Below are 16098 nucleotides of genomic sequence, written 5' to 3'. Positions count from 1 at the left end.
CGTCCTCGGAGCAGGAACGTTGAGAAATCGCGGCGCGAGGCTTCGCGCCGCCGTGGGCCTTGCGATGCGGGCAGGCGTGTGCGCAGCGGCCCGCCTGTCCGTCGTCACCACTGATAGCCGACCCCCGCGCCGACGCCGGTCTGGCCACGCGTGTCGGCCGTACCGCTGAACTTGATGACCCAGCGACCGTTGTCGGTGATCGCCGAGACGCCCACCGCAATCGCGGACTGCCCCTGATAGGAGCCCAGACCCACCGACGTCATGCCCCGCCCCGGGATGTAGGACTGGGGCAGATTGGCCGTCGCCACCGCCGCAGCGATGCCGCCGTTCGCATCGCGCTGCACCTGGCCCGCCACCGCGTCGGTATAGCGCATCGCATTGCCGAAGCCCTGGTTGAGCTGGTTGACGTTGACCGCATCGGTGCCGTTGACGCCCGCCGCCACGTTCGAGACGGTGGTCGGGGCCTGGCCGTTGCCCAGCGCGACCTGACCGTAGTTGACCGATCCGTCGGCATTACTGGCGTAATGCACGCTGCCCTGCTGGGAGGCCTGCAGCTGGCTGACGTTGACCGCGTCGGTGCTGGCCGTACCCGCCGCCACATTGGTGATCTTCCGCTCGCTGCCCGCCTGCCCCACCGACACCGTGTTGGCGCGGTCGGCCACCGAGCCGCTGCCGAGGGCCACCGCGTTGTCCGCCGTCGCCTGCGCCTGGGTGCCGACCGCCAGGCTGTTCGCGCCCGAGGCCACGGCACCGCTGCCGCCGGCGGCCGCGTTGGTCCCCGTGACGGAAGGCTTGGCTCCGGCAGCGGTGTTGTTGACCTGGAAGAAGCCGTCCCGGCCCTCCTGGACGTTCTTGATGTCGGCGTTGTTCTGCGCGACCTGCTGGTTGATCTGCTGCACCTTGCCGTCGGTGTAGGTGTTGGCGGCCTGCACGGCGCCGTCGAGCTGGCGCAGGTTGACCGCATCGGTCGCCTGGCTGCCGTCGGCGACGTTGCTGATGGTGCGCGTGGCGCCCGTGGAGGCATTGCCCACCGAGACCGTCCCCACGCTCGAATTGCTCGCCCAGGAATACTTGCCGGTGTAGCTCTCCGCACCACGCCCGCCATCGCTGGCGCCATCGCCCAAGGCCACGCTGCCCTGTGCGCTCGCGCTCGCGTCGCGACCGATCGCCGTCGCCCCGCTGGCTGAAGCGCTGCTGCCGGAACCCACGGCGGTCGCGCCCGCCGCCGAGGCGGTCGTGCCAACGCCTGCGGCCAGCGCGTTGCTAGCCGTCGCGCCATCGCCCGCGTAGTTGCCGCCTTGATTGCCGCCGTCCGCGACGCTGTAGTAGTGCGTCGTAGCGCCTGCGATGGCGGAGTTGAGCTGACTGAGATTCACCGCATCGGTGGCCGCGATGCCGGCTGCCACGTTGACGAGCCTGTTGCCGCCGTTGTCCAGGCCGGAATTGCTCAAAATCACCGCCCCGCCTGGGCCGCCGGACAGGGTCACTCCGCTGCCATCCAGCCTGCTGTTGCCCGTGGTGATGCTGTTGGACACCAGATCGTCCGCCGTGGCCACGGTCACGTCCGTGCCGCTGCGGGTAATCCTGATGTTCTGCCCGTCCTTGAGCTGCACTGTATCGCCCGGCTTGACCTGGGTGGCGCTGTCGCCATTGGCCTGCAGGTTCCAGCCCTTGCTCGCGGTGTCGCTGACCGCGTTGAGCTGGTTCATGTTCGCCGCGTCGGTGCCGTTGACGCCCGCGCCGACGTTGGTGATGGCGCTGCCGCCGGCGTTGATGCCGCCGCTGGTCACGCTCGGACCACCGGCGATGGTCAGACCACTGTTGTTGATCGTCGTACTGCCGGTGGTCAGGCTGCCGTTGGCGCCCAGATCGACGTTCTCCGCCAGTTTGACGGTCAGCGTATCGGTGCCGTCGGACACCACGCCGATGTTGTTGTCGGTCAGCGTGCCGGTGGCGCCGCCCTTGACGTTCAAGGTCTGGCCCAGGTCGCGATGCGTGGCGGCGCCGCTGTCGCCGGCGAAGTTCAGGCCGGCGCTGGTCACCCCGCCGGTGGCATTGGTCAGCTGGCTCAGATTCACCGCGTCGTTGGCGTTGACGCCGTCGGCGAGGTTGGTCAACCGCTGCGCGTTGCCTGGATTGGCCGCCGTGCCGCCCGCGGCCGTCATGGTCGCGACATCGGCGCTGGTCGTGCGCTGCACGACACCGACGCTGCCGTTATTCACCGCCGTAAAGGCATCGCCCACGGTGTTGTAGGTATTGCCACCAACCGTGTACGTCGGTGCCGTCCCGGCGGCCACATCCGCGCCGCCGCCGAGCGCGTTGTTGATGTAGCTGTTGGTCGCGAACAGCTGCGAACCGTTGACCGCCTCCGTCGAGCTCGCCGACAGGGTCGCCGCCGTCACGCCAGTGATCTTGCCGCTGCCAGCGTCGTTGACCGTGACGTTGCCGAACTTGGGCGCGTCGGCCATCTGCAGGCTGATCGCCCCGTTGGTCGGGTCGGTCACCGTCTTCAGGTTGGCGCCCGAGTAGGCGCCCGCCGTCGACGCGCCGCCGCTGATCGCCAGCGTCTGCCCCAGATCACGGTGCACGGTGCCGGCCGAGGCATCGTTACCGGTGAAGTTCAGACCCTGCGAAGTCACACCGGACGTCACCGCGGCCAGCTGCCCGCCGTTGACCGCGTCCGTGGAGCCGGCCGCGACAGTGCCGTCGGCGACGTTGGTGATCTTCTGGCTGCCGGCATCGATGCCCGAGGCTAGGACGCTGGGGCCACCGGTGATGGCCAAGCCGTTGGTATCGAGCTTCGCATTGCCGGTGGTGATGCTGGTCGACACCAGGTCCGGGGTGGTCGCGATCGTGTAGTCGGTCCCGTTCTGCGTGATGGCGATGTTGTCGCCCGCCGTTACCGTCTGGGTCGCACCCGGCGCCACGTTGGCGACCGACGTACCGGAGACCGTGCCAGTGCCCGTGTTCGCCGTCGTCACGTTCCAGCCCTTGCCCGCGGTCGCTGCTGCCGCATCCACGGCCTGGTTGGTCGCGAAGAGCTGGCTGCCATTGACCGCGTCGGTGGAGGTACCGCTGAGCCGGCCCGCGGCCACGTTGGTGATCGTGCGCTCCTGGCCCGCCGCGCCGACCGAGACCGTGCTCAGCGGCGCGGCGCCCGCGAAGCTGTAGCTGGTCCCTGCGATCGTCGCCCCGGCCGTGCCCGATGCTGCCGCGACAGTCGAGCCCGCGCCCAGCACCACCGAGTCGTCGACCGCATTGTTGACGTTGCTTCCGACGACGAAAGCGCGATTGCCGCTGATCGTGTTGTCGTTGCCCAGCGAGTACGAACCGCTGCCGGTGATCGTGGTCGGATCGCCGAAGGCACCGGAGTTGTCGCCCGAGACGACATTCCCCGTGCCGACGCTGATGGCGTTCAGGCCCGTCGCCTGGGCGCCGTTGCCGATGGCGATCGCATTGTCGCGGCCGGCAACCGCCGAGGTGCCGACCGCGATGGTGTCGTTGCCGCCCAGCTGTCCACCGGAGCCCATGACGATGCCGCGTGCGACGTTATCGGTCACGGTCGCGCCGCTGGCGATCACCTGCACCGTCTGCAGGCCCGTACCCAACGTGTTTCCGAAGCCGTTGACCAAGCTCTTGGTGGCATTGACCAGCTGGTTGTTCGAGCCGATGATCGCGTTCTGGCTACCGCCAGAAATCGTGTTGTTCACACCCGTCAGGCCGGCCTCGGACGTGTTCCTTGCCGTATTACCGATGCCGGTGAGGTTGCTCGCTGTCGCTTGGTCGAGCGTGTTGGACGCGCCGACAACGCTGCTCGCCGCCGCGCCGTTGATGGCCGTGTTGTTGCCACCGGTGACGGCCACCGAGGTGACATTGGTCAGCGTGTTGTCGGCGCCGATCACGCTGGAGCTGCCGACCGTGGTCAGGCGATTGTCCTTGCCGACCACGCCGCTGCCGGACACACCCGTCAACGTGTTGCGCACGCCGATGACGCTCGTTTCCTGGCTCTGCGCCAGCGTATTGGATCCGCCGAGCAGGCCTACGATGGTGCTGTTCGACACAGTGTTGGCGTTGCCGACGCCGACCGCATTGGCGCTGTTGGTCAACGCGTTGCCTGTGCCGATCGCGATGCTGGCCTGGCTGGCGTTGGCCGAGCTCTCGGTGACACTGCTTGCTCCGATGGCGATACCAGATCGTGCGTTCGTGCTGGCGCCGATGCCTGCGGCCACTGAGTTGATACCGGTCGCACCATTGTTCAAATAGTTGCCACCAGAGGTGCCGCCGTCGTTGACACTGTAATAGTGCGTGGTGGCGGCCGCCTGTGCGGCCTGCAGCTGGCTGAGATTGACCGCATCGTTGGCGTTGACGCCGTCGGCTAGATTCGCCAGCCGCTGGGGATTGCCGGGGCTCGCCGCCGTTCCACCCGCAGCAGTCATCGTCGCGACATCGGCGCTCGTCGTGCGCTGCACGACACCGACGCTTCCGTTGTTCACTGCGGTAAAGGCGTCGCCGACGTTGTTGTAGGTGTTGCCTCCGATCGTGTACGTAGGCGCCGCCCCGGTCGCCACATCCGCCCCGCCGCCAAGCGTGTTGTTGATGTAGCTGTTGGTCGCGAACAGCTGCGAACCGTTGACCGCCTCCGTCGAGCTCGCGGACAGGGTCGCCGCCGTGACGCCGGTGATCTTGCCGCTGCCAGCGTCGTTGACCGTGACGTTGCCGAACTTCGGCGCGTCGGCCATCTGCAGGCCGATCGCCCCGTTGGTCGGGTCGGTCACCGTCTTCAGATTGCCGCCAGAATAGGTGCCCGCAGTTGAGGCAGCACCGCTGATCGCCAGCGTCTGTCCCAGATCACGGTGCACGGTGCCGGCCGAGGCGTCGTTGCCGGTGAAGTTCAAGCCCTGCGACGTCACGCCGGATGTCACCGACGCCAGCTGCCCGCCGTTGACCGCGTCCGTGGAGCCGGTCGCGATGGTGCCGTCGGCGACGTTGGTGATCTTCTGGCTGCCGGCATCGATGCCCGAGGCCAGGACGCTGGGGCCACCGGTGATGGCCAGGCCGTTGGTATCGAGCTTCGCATTGCCCGTGGTGATGCTGGTCGACACCAGGTCCGGGTTGGTCGCGATCGTGTAGTCGGTCCCGTTCTGCGTGATGGCGATGTTGTCGCCCGCCGTCACCGTCTGGGTTGCGCCAGGCGCCACATTGGCGACCGACGTACCGGACACGGTGCCGGTGCCGGCCGCCGCCGTCGTCGCGTTCCAGCCCTTGCCCGCCGTCGCCGCCACCGTCGAGATCGCGTCGTTGACGTTGTTCTGACCTGTGCCGCCGACATCGCTCATCGTCAGCCCACCGGTCGCCGTGTCGTAGGCGGCGTTGCCACCCAGCACGGTCGCGACATTGCCGCCGAGCGTGGTCACGCGATCGCCGACCACGTCGATCGCCTGGTTGGCGGCGTAAAGCTGGCTGCCATTCACCGCGTCGGTGCTGGTGTCGCTGATACGCCCGGCCGCCACGTTGGTGATGGTGCGTTCGGAACCCAGGGCGCCCACGCTGACCGTGCTACCTGGACTGGTGCCGGCGAAGTTGTAGGTCGTGCCCTGAATGGTGGTGCTGGCGGTGCCGACCGCCACCGCAGTGACCGAACCCGACCCCAACGCCACATCCTTGCTGTTGTTTGCGCTTGCGTTATGCCCCAGCGACACGGCATCGCTGGCATTGATGTTTCTGCCGGCATCTTGGCCCAGGGCCACGTTATTGGAACCGGTCACGCCGGCTCCTGCCCGATAGCCCAGACCGACGTTATAGCTGCCCGTGACGTTTGCGCCGGCCGCCCCGATCGCGACGTTCTGGTCACCGCTCACGTTGCTGCCCCCGATGCCCAACGCAACGTTGTTGCTTCCCGTGACGGTCCTGCCCGCGTTGTCACCAATGGCGACGTTGTCCCGGCCCGACACGTCCGTTCCGGTGAACAGGCCCATGGCGATGTTGCCGTAATTGCTGGACAGGCCTCCGGTACCGGAACCACGGCCGATGGTGATATCGCCCGTGCCGATCGCGGCGGCGTCCTGCCCCAGTGCGACCGAGGACACGCCCGCCGCGTTGGCGGCATTGCCGACCGCCGTTGCGCCGATCTGCCCCGCCGAGGCGTTGGCGCCCGCGGCGACCGACAGCCCCCCCGTCGCGCCCAGATTGTCGTAGTTGGTGCCGGTGCCTGCCGCGCGTGCTGCGTTGGAACTGTTGACGCTGTAGTAGCGCGTGGTCGCCTGCTGCAGCTGGGAGAGGTTGACCGCATCGGTCTGCTGCGTGCCAGCTGCAACGTTGGTGATCCTCTGGCCGCCCGCGTTGATACCCGACGCCAGCACGCTGGGACCACCCGTGATGGCCAGCCCATTGGTATCGAGCTTCGCATTGCCCGTGGTGATACTGGTGGAAACCAGATTCGGGTTGGTCGCAATCGTGTAGTCGGTGCCGTTCTGCGTGATGGCGATGTTGTCACCCGCCGTCACGGTCTGGGTAGCACCGGGCGCGACGTTGGCGACCGAGGTGCCCGAGACCGTGCCGGTGCCCGTGTTCGCCGTCGTCACGTTCCAGCCCTTGCCCGCCGTCGCCGCCACCGTGGAGATCGCGTCGTTGACGTTGTTCTGGCCCGTGCCGCCAATGTTGCTCGTCGTCACCTGGCCGGTCGTCGGGTTGTATGTCGCGTTGCCGCCCAGGGTCGAAGCCGTCGAACTGCCCAGCGCATAGAGCTGCGAGCCGTTCACCGCATCGGTGGAGCTGGCCGACAGCGTGCCGGGCGCCACGTTGGTGAGGTTCTGTGCCGTGCCTGGCGCCGACCCGGACCCGCCCGGCGCGATCAGCGCCAGCTGATTGGTCGTGCCGGTGCGCTGCACGGGCCCGACCGTGCCGTTGTTGAGGTTGTTGGCGATGTTGGTGACATCGGTGCTCAGGTTGGTGACCGCCGCCCCGACGTTGGTGACCGTGGTGGGCGTACCGACCGCGCCGGTCGTGCCGATGTTGGCCACCGTGTAGGACGGGGCGCTGACCGCACCGGTGCTCGGTGTATACGTCGAGCCGCCTCCCAGCGCCGCGGCCGTGGTGTTGCCCTGGTTCTGGACGATGCCGTCCTCGGCGTTCACCGCCGCAGCCAGATTGGCGCGCGTCGTGCCACCGACCGAGATCGTCGGCGCGGTATAGACACCGGCGGCGGTGTAGCTGCCACCGGTCGTATTAGCGGTATTGGTGGCGATCTGGTTCAGCTGGCTGACGTTGACTGCGTCGGTCGCGGCCGATCCGGCCGAGACGTTGGTGATGCGGCGCGCCGCGCTCGCCGAACCGACCGAGACCTGCGAGGCGGGCGCGGCGGTACCCGTCGCGTAAGCCGTGCCCGAGGGCGCCGCAATGGTCGAGGCGTTGCCAAGCACGACATTACCGTCGCCCGACCCGGTCGTATCGACGCCGCTGCCGACCACGAAGGTGTTGTTGGTCGGGATGGTGTTGTTGTTGCCGACCGAATAGCTGCCCGAGCCGGAAATGGTGGTGGGATCGCCGAAGGCGCCCGAATTAGCACCAGAAACATTGTTGCCAAAGCCGATCGCGATCGACTTGGCGCCCGTCGCGCTGGCCGTGGTACCGATGGCGATCGCGTTCGCATTCGCTGAAGTGCCAGCCCTCGCGCCGTCGCCCATGGCGATCGAAGACGCGCCGGGTGTCGATGATCCCGAGCCGATCGCGATGGCCCGCACGCCGGATGCCGCGGCGCCATTCACGGCGACCGGCGTTGTTGCACCTCCTTCGGCGGTCACGTCTGCCGCGCCGAGCGCCAGCGAACTCGCGCCGGAGGCCGTCGCCCCCACCTGGCCGCCAGAGCCGGTCGCACCCAGCGCCGTCGCGCCTGTCGCGCTGGCGACAGAACTGTAGCCAATCGCGGTCGCATTCTGGCCATTGGCATGGGCCACGCTGCCCAAGGCGGTGGCGCCGGTCTGGTTCGCGCCCCCGTTACCCGCCCAGGCTCCGTTGCCGACCGCGGTGGTATTGGCATTGTTGGAGGAGCCACCGGCTATGGCGGAATCACCGAAGGCCGAACTGAAATTGCCTGTCGCCGAAGCGCTGCTACCTACCGCATTCGCGCCAGATGCCGTCGCTTGAGCGCTGCTGCCCAGCGCGTTCGCGCCAGACGCCGTCGCCTTTGAATTTGGACCTATCGACGAGGCGTACGAGGTGGTCGCCTGAGCGCCCTGACCGACTGCGGCTGAAAAATAGCCAGAAGCCGTTGCTCCGCCAATCGCGCTGGCATACGCCCCGCTTGCATTCCCGTTCACCGCTGTCGAATGCTGCCCGTTGGCGACTGAGTTGGCACCAATCGCAGTCGCGCCCGACACGCCAGCGAGGCTGTTCTGCCCCAAGGCCGTTGCCGCGCCAGCGCCCGGAGCAGAGTCACCATTCGTCTGCGAGTTGTATCCGATCGCGACGTCCTGGTTCCCCTGGCTCTTGGCGATCTGACCGAGGGCGATGGCGCCGCCTGAACTCGCCTGTGCGGCGGTACCGATGGCGACTGAGTTCGCACCTGAGGCGGTGGTGGCCGTGGTGGAGGAACCGTTGGACGTCGAGGTCTGTTGCGAGCCGATCGCGATGGCATTGGTGCCAGCAGTCGCCGCCAGCGTCGAAGCGCTGCCCATCCGGATTGAATAGGTTCCGCCCGCCACATCGGTGACGCCGATCCTGCCGGCGTTGACGTAGAGTGAGCCGCCGAGGCTGAGGCTGCTCGAGGCTCCATTGTTATTGGTGCTGACACCCGTTGGGCCGAAGAACTGCGAGTGATCGGTCTGCGTTGCCGGGGCGGTGTTGCATTTGGCGGCGTTGACACTCGCCTGATAGGCAGTGCTCGCGAATGTATCGGTGATAACAGCGCAGTTCCCATCCGTGCCGTCGTTCACATACACCTGCGCCGAGGCTGGCGCGCTTGCGGCAATGAGCGCGAGCACCCCCCCTCCCAGCGCTGCATGCTTTACCGTGCCCCCCTGCCGCAGCCAGAGCGCGCAGTAGGTCGTCAGGACCTTCGCCACAACGCGGAGCCGTCGGGCCGGCGTGAAGCCGACCGTAGGTCCGGCGTCCCCCCTGGCCAGTTCCGATGCCACCACCACCTGCGCACGCGCGCGGCTCCACAGCTTGCGATAGATTTTGTTCACGACCCCTTCCCCCTGGATAGTCCGTCAAAGTGACGCTGCACGTCCGCGACGTCAGCGTGGTTGCTCGAGCGAGGTTTGATGGCTCGCTCGGTTGCTACGAAAGCGACGCATCCATGCACGCGTGAACCAAACTGATGAGCCGCGCGTGGCCGTGGGCGTACGCCGCAGATGGCGTCTTTGGCCCGTGAGCTGAAGGCCTGAGGTGTGCGCGCCTGACGCACTGATGTGAGAGAAAGTGCGCAACGCGCCTTCCGATCGATTGGCTCGGCCTAGTCCCATGAGATCTGCTCGCAAGGCAGGCGGAGCGCGACCGGCGGGCTGGGCAGAATGTGAGGCGCGGCGGCTTCGCCCTGCAGCCAATGGATGCCCGCCTCCCATGCGGCGTCCATCTGCCGCCGCGTCCCGATCCCTTCAGCGACGACCACGGGCGCGAACGCCGCCGCCATGGCCGCCAAGCGCTCGAGCTGCTCGGCTGCGACCCGATTGACGACCGCGTCGTGCACCAGGTCAGCGCTGATCTTGATGACCGAAGGCCTGATGGCACGCACGAAATCCAGACGCGTATGGCCCACGCCCAGGTCATCGATGGCGATCCGACAACCCAGCGCCTTCAGGCGCCTGACCAAGGCGACCGCGCGGTCGAAGTCGCGCAAGGGCGCGGTCTCGGTGATTTCGAAGGTCAGACGCGAGGCGATACTGGGCCTGGCCCTGAGTCGGTCCAGAACGCTGCCCCACCAGCCTTCGTCCGGGACGAGGCTCAATGAGGACAGATTGCAACCTAGATTCAGGTCCGGCTGAGACTCCAGCGCGAGGATGACCGCCGAGAGCACTGCCTGGTCGAACAGGCGGACCAACCCCAGGCGTTCGAGCGCCGCGACCAGTCTGCTGGTGGACAGCGGGACCTCGTCGCCAACGGCGACCATCCGCAGCAACGCCTCCTGGTAGAGCGGAGCGGCGGTCGTCCCCAGCGTTATCGCAGGCGAAAGCCGGGAGGCCAGTTGCGAGGAACTGACGATGGGCTGGAACACCAGATGCGCGCGCCGCTGCGCCAGGGCCTCGTGGAAGGCCAGCGCCGCCTCCATGTCCAGCTCGTAGCCCAAGCGCCAGGACCACCCGCACTGCGGCGGCAGCAGCAGCGGCGCGCTGCTGTGCCGGCATTCGATTTCCTGAAGCTGGAAATGGCCTCCATCCAGTTGCCTCAGCCCCGCGCCGAGCGCCGCACGACTTACGCCGACGGCAAGCAGCGCGCGCTGAGGCCCGAAGTCGAAAGGCGTGGCGCTGAAGGCGCGTTGCCACCGCTCCACCAGCGATGTTTCCGAGCGATCGCGCTCACGGCCGTCGTCAGCCCGCACGGAAGGCGGCGCCACCAGGAAGCGCTTGTCGTCCACGACCGAAACCGAACCGCCCCACGCATGCGCGCACCGCTGCAGGGCGCGCAGCGCTGAAACGGCGAACTCCTCTCCGTACACCGCCGCCAGGTGGTCGCGGTTGTAAAGCTCGACCAGCACGGGCTCCGCGTAGTCCAGCGGCGCTCCTGCCGTCGGCCCCGTACCCACAAGGCGCTGCGCGTCAAGCTGGCTAAAAGTAGTGGGTGGGTACACAATGGATCGCTTGTGTGACGATCCGCACAGATGGCGCAATTCGCTGTTATTTGCCCTGTTCAGCCTCGCAAATCACCCTGTGGCGATAAGGATCCGTTCTGTCAACACAAGGTGTGACCCCCGGCATACTTTGATCAGTCTTGTTCCATGAACAACGGACATTGCTGCTCGCCTTAGGGAAGCCACGCCTGCCTTCTCAAGGCGGTTCCCCACCATGATCATTGGTTACGTCAGGGTCTCGACCGAGGATCAAAACCTCGATCTGCAGATCCAGGCCCTTCAGCGTCTGGGCTGCGCTCGCATCTATCAGGACCGCGGTGTCTCGGGCGCAACCCGATCCCGACCGGGTCTGGACAAATTGATGGCCAAACTCACACCCGGCGACACGTTGGCCGTGTGGCGGTTGGACAGACTCGGTCGTTCGTTGCCGCATCTGGTGCAGATGCTCGAGGCGCTGGGCGATCGGGGCGTGGCCTTCCACTCCCTGACCGAAAACATCGACACCTCGACCTCAGGCGGGCGGCTGGTCTTCCATTTCATGGCGGCACTTGCCGAATTCGAGCGCACGCTGATCAGCGAGCGCACGCGGGCCGGGCTCGCTTCGGCGCGCATCGCAGGCAAACGCATCGGTCGTCAGCCGCTTCTCGATATCGGGCAGCTTCATGCGGCCGCGGTCCTGCGCGACGAAGGTCAACAGTCGTTGACAGAAATCGCGCGGGATCTTGGCGTCCATCCGCGCACGCTGCAGCGCGGACTGAGGAAGCTGAGCGCGTCGACGGATCGGGAGGGCATCGTTGGCATGCAGTAAATAACTCCGCGCCGATGTGGGCCGATAGACAGACTGCGCATCCGTATTCCGTGCGCGGATCCGGTTGACCGAGCTCAAAGCCCTGAACGCGCGTTTCGGCTTCGCTTGAACCTTGCTGTCGGCGATTTATTGGCACGGCTTATGCACGTGTCGCCCTGAAGGTTTTACCTACCAGGGCACCTGGCGGCTTCTGTGTCCGCGCGCGTGCCTGCACCAGGAAGGACACTGAGGATTAGGATCCGATCATGATCGTCGGCTACGCGCGCGTTTCCACGCATGAACAGAATCTCAAGCTGCAGCTGCGGGCGCTGGAGGCCAGCGGATGCGCAGCAATTTTCTCGGACCAGGGCGCCTCCGGCAAACTCGCCACACGTCCCGGGCTCAGCCAGGCGCTTGAGGGACTGGAGCCTGGCGGCAAGCTGGTGGTCTGGCGACTGGACCGACTAGGCCGCTCGCTTGTGAATCTGGTCCGCCTGCTCGAAGATCTGGGAAAGCGTGGCATCGGCTTTCAGTCGATCACCGAACACATCGACACGTCCTCTTCGGGCGGTCGCCTGGTGTTCCACATGATGGCCGCGTTGGCCGAGTTCGAGCACAACCTGATCAGCGAGCGCACGCGCGCCGGTGTGGCGGCCGCCCGAGCCGAAGGCAAGCGCCTGGGTCGGCTGCCCTCCTTGAGCCTGACGCAATGCCAGCAGGCCTGCCATCTGTGGGATCTGCACGCCTGGAGCACCAGGCAAGTCGCCGAACAGCTGGGGATTCATCGGCGAACGCTCCTGCGGCATATCGCGAAGGCACAGCAGTCCGGCCAGCTGTCTTCCAAGGACGAACTCGTTTCACATGCGGACTGTCCCGTTTGCGCTTCAGGTGCGATTCCCTATTTCAGCGACTTGCGTGATCACCTTTAGCGGTCGCCCCGGTGCCTGAGAAGCGGCCTGGTCTGGTGGATGAACTGAGCGTGCCGGGCCAAGGGATTGGGCTTGGACCCCCCCTGCAAACAGAAAGCCCGGCTGATGCCGGGCTTTCTGGTGTCGCACTTCGCGAACGGATCAGGCGGCGGTCTTCTCGCCGGCCTGGTAATCCTCGATCTGGTCGAAGTTCATGTAGCGATAGATGTCCGCGGCATTGGCGTCGAGCACGCCGATGTCGGCCATGTACTCGGCCTTGGTCGGGATGCGGCCCAGGCGCGAGCAGATGGCGGCCAGCTCCGCCGAACCCAGGTACACGTTGGAGTTGCGCCCCAGACGGTTGGGGAAGTTGCGCGTCGAGGTGGAGAACACCGTCGCGCCCTCCTTCACCTGCGCCTGGTTGCCCATGCACAGCGAGCAGCCCGGCATCTCCATGCGCGCACCGGCGGTGCCGAAGGTGCCGTAATGGCCTTCCTTGGTCAGCTCGGCGGCATCCATCTTGGTTGGCGGCGCGACCCACAGCTTGGTCGGGATGTCGCGCTTGCCTTCCAGCAGCTTGGAGGCCGCGCGGAAGTGACCGATGTTGGTCATGCACGAGCCGATGAACACTTCATCGATCTTGGCGCCGGCCACTTCGGACAGGGTCTTCACGTCGTCCGGGTCGTTCGGGCAGGCCAGGATCGGCTCGTGCACGTCGGCCAGGTCGATCTCGATCACCGCGGCGTACTCGGCGTCGGCGTCGGCCTTGAGCAGCTGCGGATCGGCCAGCCAGGCCTTCATCTTGTCGATGCGGCGCTGCAGGCTGCGCGGATCCTTGTAGCCCTGTTCGATCATCCAGCCCAGCAAGGTGATGTTGCTGTTGATGTACTCGATGATCGGCTCCTTATTGAGGTGCACAGTGCAGCCGGCGGCCGAGCGCTCGGCCGAGGCATCGGACAGCTCGAAGGCCTGTTCGACCTTCAGGTCCGGCAAGCCCTCGATCTCCAGGATGCGGCCGGAGAAGATGTTCTCCTTGCCCTGCTTGGCCACGGTCAGCAGGCCCTGCTTGATCGCGTACAGCGGGATCGCGTTGACCAGGTCGCGCAGCGTCACGCCCGGCTGCAGCTTGCCCTTGAAGCGCACCAGCACCGACTCGGGCATGTCCAGCGGCATCACGCCGGTGGCCGCGGCGAAGGCGACCAGGCCCGAGCCGGCCGGGAACGAGATGCCCACCGGGAAGCGGGTATGCGAGTCGCCGCCGGTGCCCACGGTGTCGGGCAGCAGCATGCGGTTGAGCCAGCTGTGGATCACGCCGTCGCCCGGGCGCAGCGAGATGCCGCCGCGGGTGGAGATGAACTCCGGCAGGGTGTGGTGGGTCTTGACGTCCACCGGCTTCGGGTAGGCGGCGGTGTGGCAGAAGGACTGCATGACCAGATCGGCCGAGAAGCCCAGGCAGGCCAGGTCCTTGAGCTCGTCGCGGGTCATCGGGCCGGTGGTGTCCTGCGAGCCGACCGAGGTCATCTTGGGCTCGCAGTAGGTGCCTGGACGCACGCCCTGACCTTCCGGCAGGCCGATCGCGCGGCCGACCATCTTCTGCGCCAGCGAGAAGCCCTTGCCGGTGTCAGCCGGCTGCTGCGGCAGGCGGAACAGGTCGGTGGCCGGCAGGCCCAGCGCCTCACGCGCCTTGGCGGTCAGGCCGCGGCCGACGATCAGCGGGATGCGGCCGCCGGCGCGCACCTCGTCGAACAGCACCTCGGACTTCACCTTGAACTCGGCGATGACCTGGCCGTTCTTCAGCGCCTTGCCCTCGTACGGGCGCAGCTCGATCACATCGCCCTGCTCCATCTGCGACACGTCCAGCTCGATCGGCAGCGCGCCGGCATCTTCCATGGTGTTGTAGAAGATCGGGGCGATCTTGGAGCCCAGGCACACCCCGCCGAAGCGCTTGTTGGGGATGTAGGGAATGTCCTGCCCGGTCCACCACAGCACGCTGTTGGTCGCGGACTTGCGCGAGGAGCCGGTGCCGACCACGTCGCCGACGTAGGCGACCAGGTGGCCCTTGTCATTCAGGTCCAGGATGGCCTGGATCGGCCCGCGCTTGCCGTCTTCCTCCGGCACGAACGGCGCGCCCTCGCGCTTGTTCTTCAGCATCGCCAGCGCGTGCATCGGGATGTCCGGGCGCGTGGTGGCGTCCGGGGCCGGCGAGAGGTCGTCGGTATTGGTCTCGCCCGGCACCTTGAACACGGTCAGGGTCATGGACGCCGGCACTTCCGGCTTGCTGGTGAACCACTCGGCCTCGGCCCAGCTGCGCAGCACGGCCACGGCATTGGCGTTGCCGGCGTCGGCCTTTTCCTTGACGTCGTGGAAGGCGTCGAACACCAGCAGGGTCTGCTTGAGGCCGTCGGCGGCGATGGCACCGACGGTGGCATCGTCCAGCAGCTCGATCAGCGGGTGCACGTTGTAGCCACCGAGCATGGTGCCCAGCAGTTCGGTGGCGCGCTCGCGGCTGATCAGCGGGTTCTGCTCGCTGCCGAAGGCCAGCGCGGCCAGATAGCTAGCCTTGACCTTGGCGGCGTCGTCCACGCCGGCCGGGACGCGGTGGGTGATCAGGTCGACCAGGAAGTCGGCCTCGCCCGCCGGCGGGTTCTTCAGCAGCTCGATGACCTGCGCGGTCTGCTGGGCGGTCAGCGGCAGCGGCGGGATGCCCAGCGCGGCGCGCTCGGCAACGTGGTGGCGATAGGCTTCCAACATGTGCGACTCCGGTACGTAACGTGTGTGAAGAGGGAGCGGGTCAGACCCGCGGCGCGATCAGCTTCAATCCCTTGAAGTAGTCGCGGTAAAAGGCGTGGTTGTGGGTGATCAGCGCATCGCACTGCAGCAGCGCATGGGCCCCGATGAGGAAATCGGGCAGCGCATGCGGCCCGCCGCCGCGCTGGCGGTAGCGGCGCTGCATCTCGCCGGCGCGCAGGGCCGACTTGGATTCCAGCGCGCTGAAATGGATGCCCATCTCCTCCAGCACCGTCAGCGCCTCGGCGCCGTTGCGCAGGGCGCTGCAGACCTCGGCCAGGGCGATGTCGCAGACCACGACCCGGCCGCTGGCCAGGCACTGGCGCAGGCAGGCCTCGGCCGCATCGGCCTGCGGGCCGTCGGTCAGCAGGTCCACCAGCACGGGCGAATCGATGGCGATCACAGGCGCAGGATCAGCGCTTGGCCGGCTCGCGGGCGGCGCGCACGGCGGCCTCGGGCGAGTCGAAGCCGTCCAGCGCGAAGCGCCCGCGGGCCTTGGAGATCGCATCGTCCACGCTCTTGCGCAGCACGATGCGGCTGCCGTCCAGCTCCACCTTCAGCAGCGTGCCCTTGGTCAGCCCCAGAGCATCGCGTACCGCCTTGGGCAGGGTGATCTGGCCGCGTTCGGCAACGGTGGCTTCCATGAGTGCACCTCTTGAAGTATGCACGGATTATACATACTTGGATCTCCATACCGATAGCGGAATCGTGCGCCGGCAGGCACACAGTAGGCCATCCGGACACTCCCCAGTCACGCCGGAAGGCCGATACTGAACAGCGAGGCCGTCATCGAACAGCCAGCGCCGGCCACCAGGTCATGGCGCAAGTCACCT

7 protein-coding genes are annotated in these 16098 nt (G+C 67.0%); 2 read left to right on the top strand and 5 right to left on the bottom strand.

Features of this window, described 5'->3' with window-relative positions; genetic code table 11:
- Window positions 1-104: 104 nt before the first annotated feature.
- Window positions 105-9182: an ESPR-type extended signal peptide-containing protein gene (locus tag QE438_RS04865; RefSeq protein WP_306992112.1), complete on the bottom strand. Its 9078-nt coding sequence runs from the start codon at window positions 9180-9182 to the stop codon at window positions 105-107.
- 269 nt (window positions 9183-9451) lie between these two features.
- The gene (locus tag QE438_RS04860) at window positions 9452-10690 is read right to left on the bottom strand and encodes an EAL domain-containing protein (protein WP_306992114.1); all 1239 of its coding nucleotides are present in this window, start codon (window positions 10688-10690) and stop codon (window positions 9452-9454) included.
- 307 nt (window positions 10691-10997) lie between these two features.
- Between QE438_RS04860 and QE438_RS04855 the strand changes: the two genes are divergently transcribed.
- On the top strand, window positions 10998-11591 hold the full coding sequence (locus QE438_RS04855; protein ID WP_306992116.1) for a recombinase family protein: 594 nt from the start codon (window positions 10998-11000) through the stop codon (window positions 11589-11591).
- Window positions 11592-11836: 245 nt separating this feature from the next.
- On the top strand, window positions 11837-12499 hold the full coding sequence (locus QE438_RS04850; RefSeq protein ID WP_306992118.1) for a recombinase family protein: 663 nt from the start codon (window positions 11837-11839) through the stop codon (window positions 12497-12499).
- Window positions 12500-12640: 141 nt separating this feature from the next.
- Here QE438_RS04850 and QE438_RS04845 read toward each other — a convergent pair whose 3' ends face one another.
- The 3 genes from QE438_RS04845 to QE438_RS04835 are packed head-to-tail and all read right to left on the bottom strand — an operon-like array spanning window position 12641 to window position 15909.
- Window positions 12641-15229 (bottom strand): bifunctional aconitate hydratase 2/2-methylisocitrate dehydratase, encoded by a 2589-nt coding sequence (locus tag QE438_RS04845; RefSeq protein ID WP_306992120.1) that lies wholly within the window; start codon window positions 15227-15229, stop codon window positions 12641-12643.
- Between the two features lie 40 nt (window positions 15230-15269).
- Window positions 15270-15668: a type II toxin-antitoxin system VapC family toxin gene (locus tag QE438_RS04840; protein ID WP_130518614.1), complete on the bottom strand. Its 399-nt coding sequence runs from the start codon at window positions 15666-15668 to the stop codon at window positions 15270-15272.
- Window positions 15669-15678: 10 nt separating this feature from the next.
- Window positions 15679-15909 (bottom strand): AbrB/MazE/SpoVT family DNA-binding domain-containing protein, encoded by a 231-nt coding sequence (locus QE438_RS04835; RefSeq protein WP_130518617.1) that lies wholly within the window; start codon window positions 15907-15909, stop codon window positions 15679-15681.
- Window positions 15910-16098: the final 189 nt, after the last annotated feature.

The sequence above is a fragment of the Pseudoxanthomonas sp. SORGH_AS_0997 genome, assembly GCF_031453535.1.
GTDB classification, from domain to species: Bacteria; Pseudomonadota; Gammaproteobacteria; order Xanthomonadales; family Xanthomonadaceae; genus Pseudoxanthomonas_A; species Pseudoxanthomonas_A winnipegensis.
The sequence above is the reverse complement of the archived record's forward strand: the minus strand, read 5'-3'. Positions and strand labels throughout refer to the sequence as shown.

Bases quoted from the DNA above. Each gene is read 5' to 3' on its own strand.
- QE438_RS04845 (WP_306992120.1), bottom strand. From the start codon at position 15,229: ATGTTGGAAGCCTATCGCCACCACGTTGCCGAGCGCGCCGCGCTGGGC.
- QE438_RS04835 (WP_130518617.1), bottom strand. From the start codon at position 15,909: ATGGAAGCCACCGTTGCCGAACGCGGCCAGATCACCCTGCCCAAGGCG.
- QE438_RS04850 (WP_306992118.1), top strand. From the start codon at position 11,837: ATGATCGTCGGCTACGCGCGCGTTTCCACGCATGAACAGAATCTCAAG.
- QE438_RS04855 (WP_306992116.1), top strand. From the start codon at position 10,998: ATGATCATTGGTTACGTCAGGGTCTCGACCGAGGATCAAAACCTCGAT.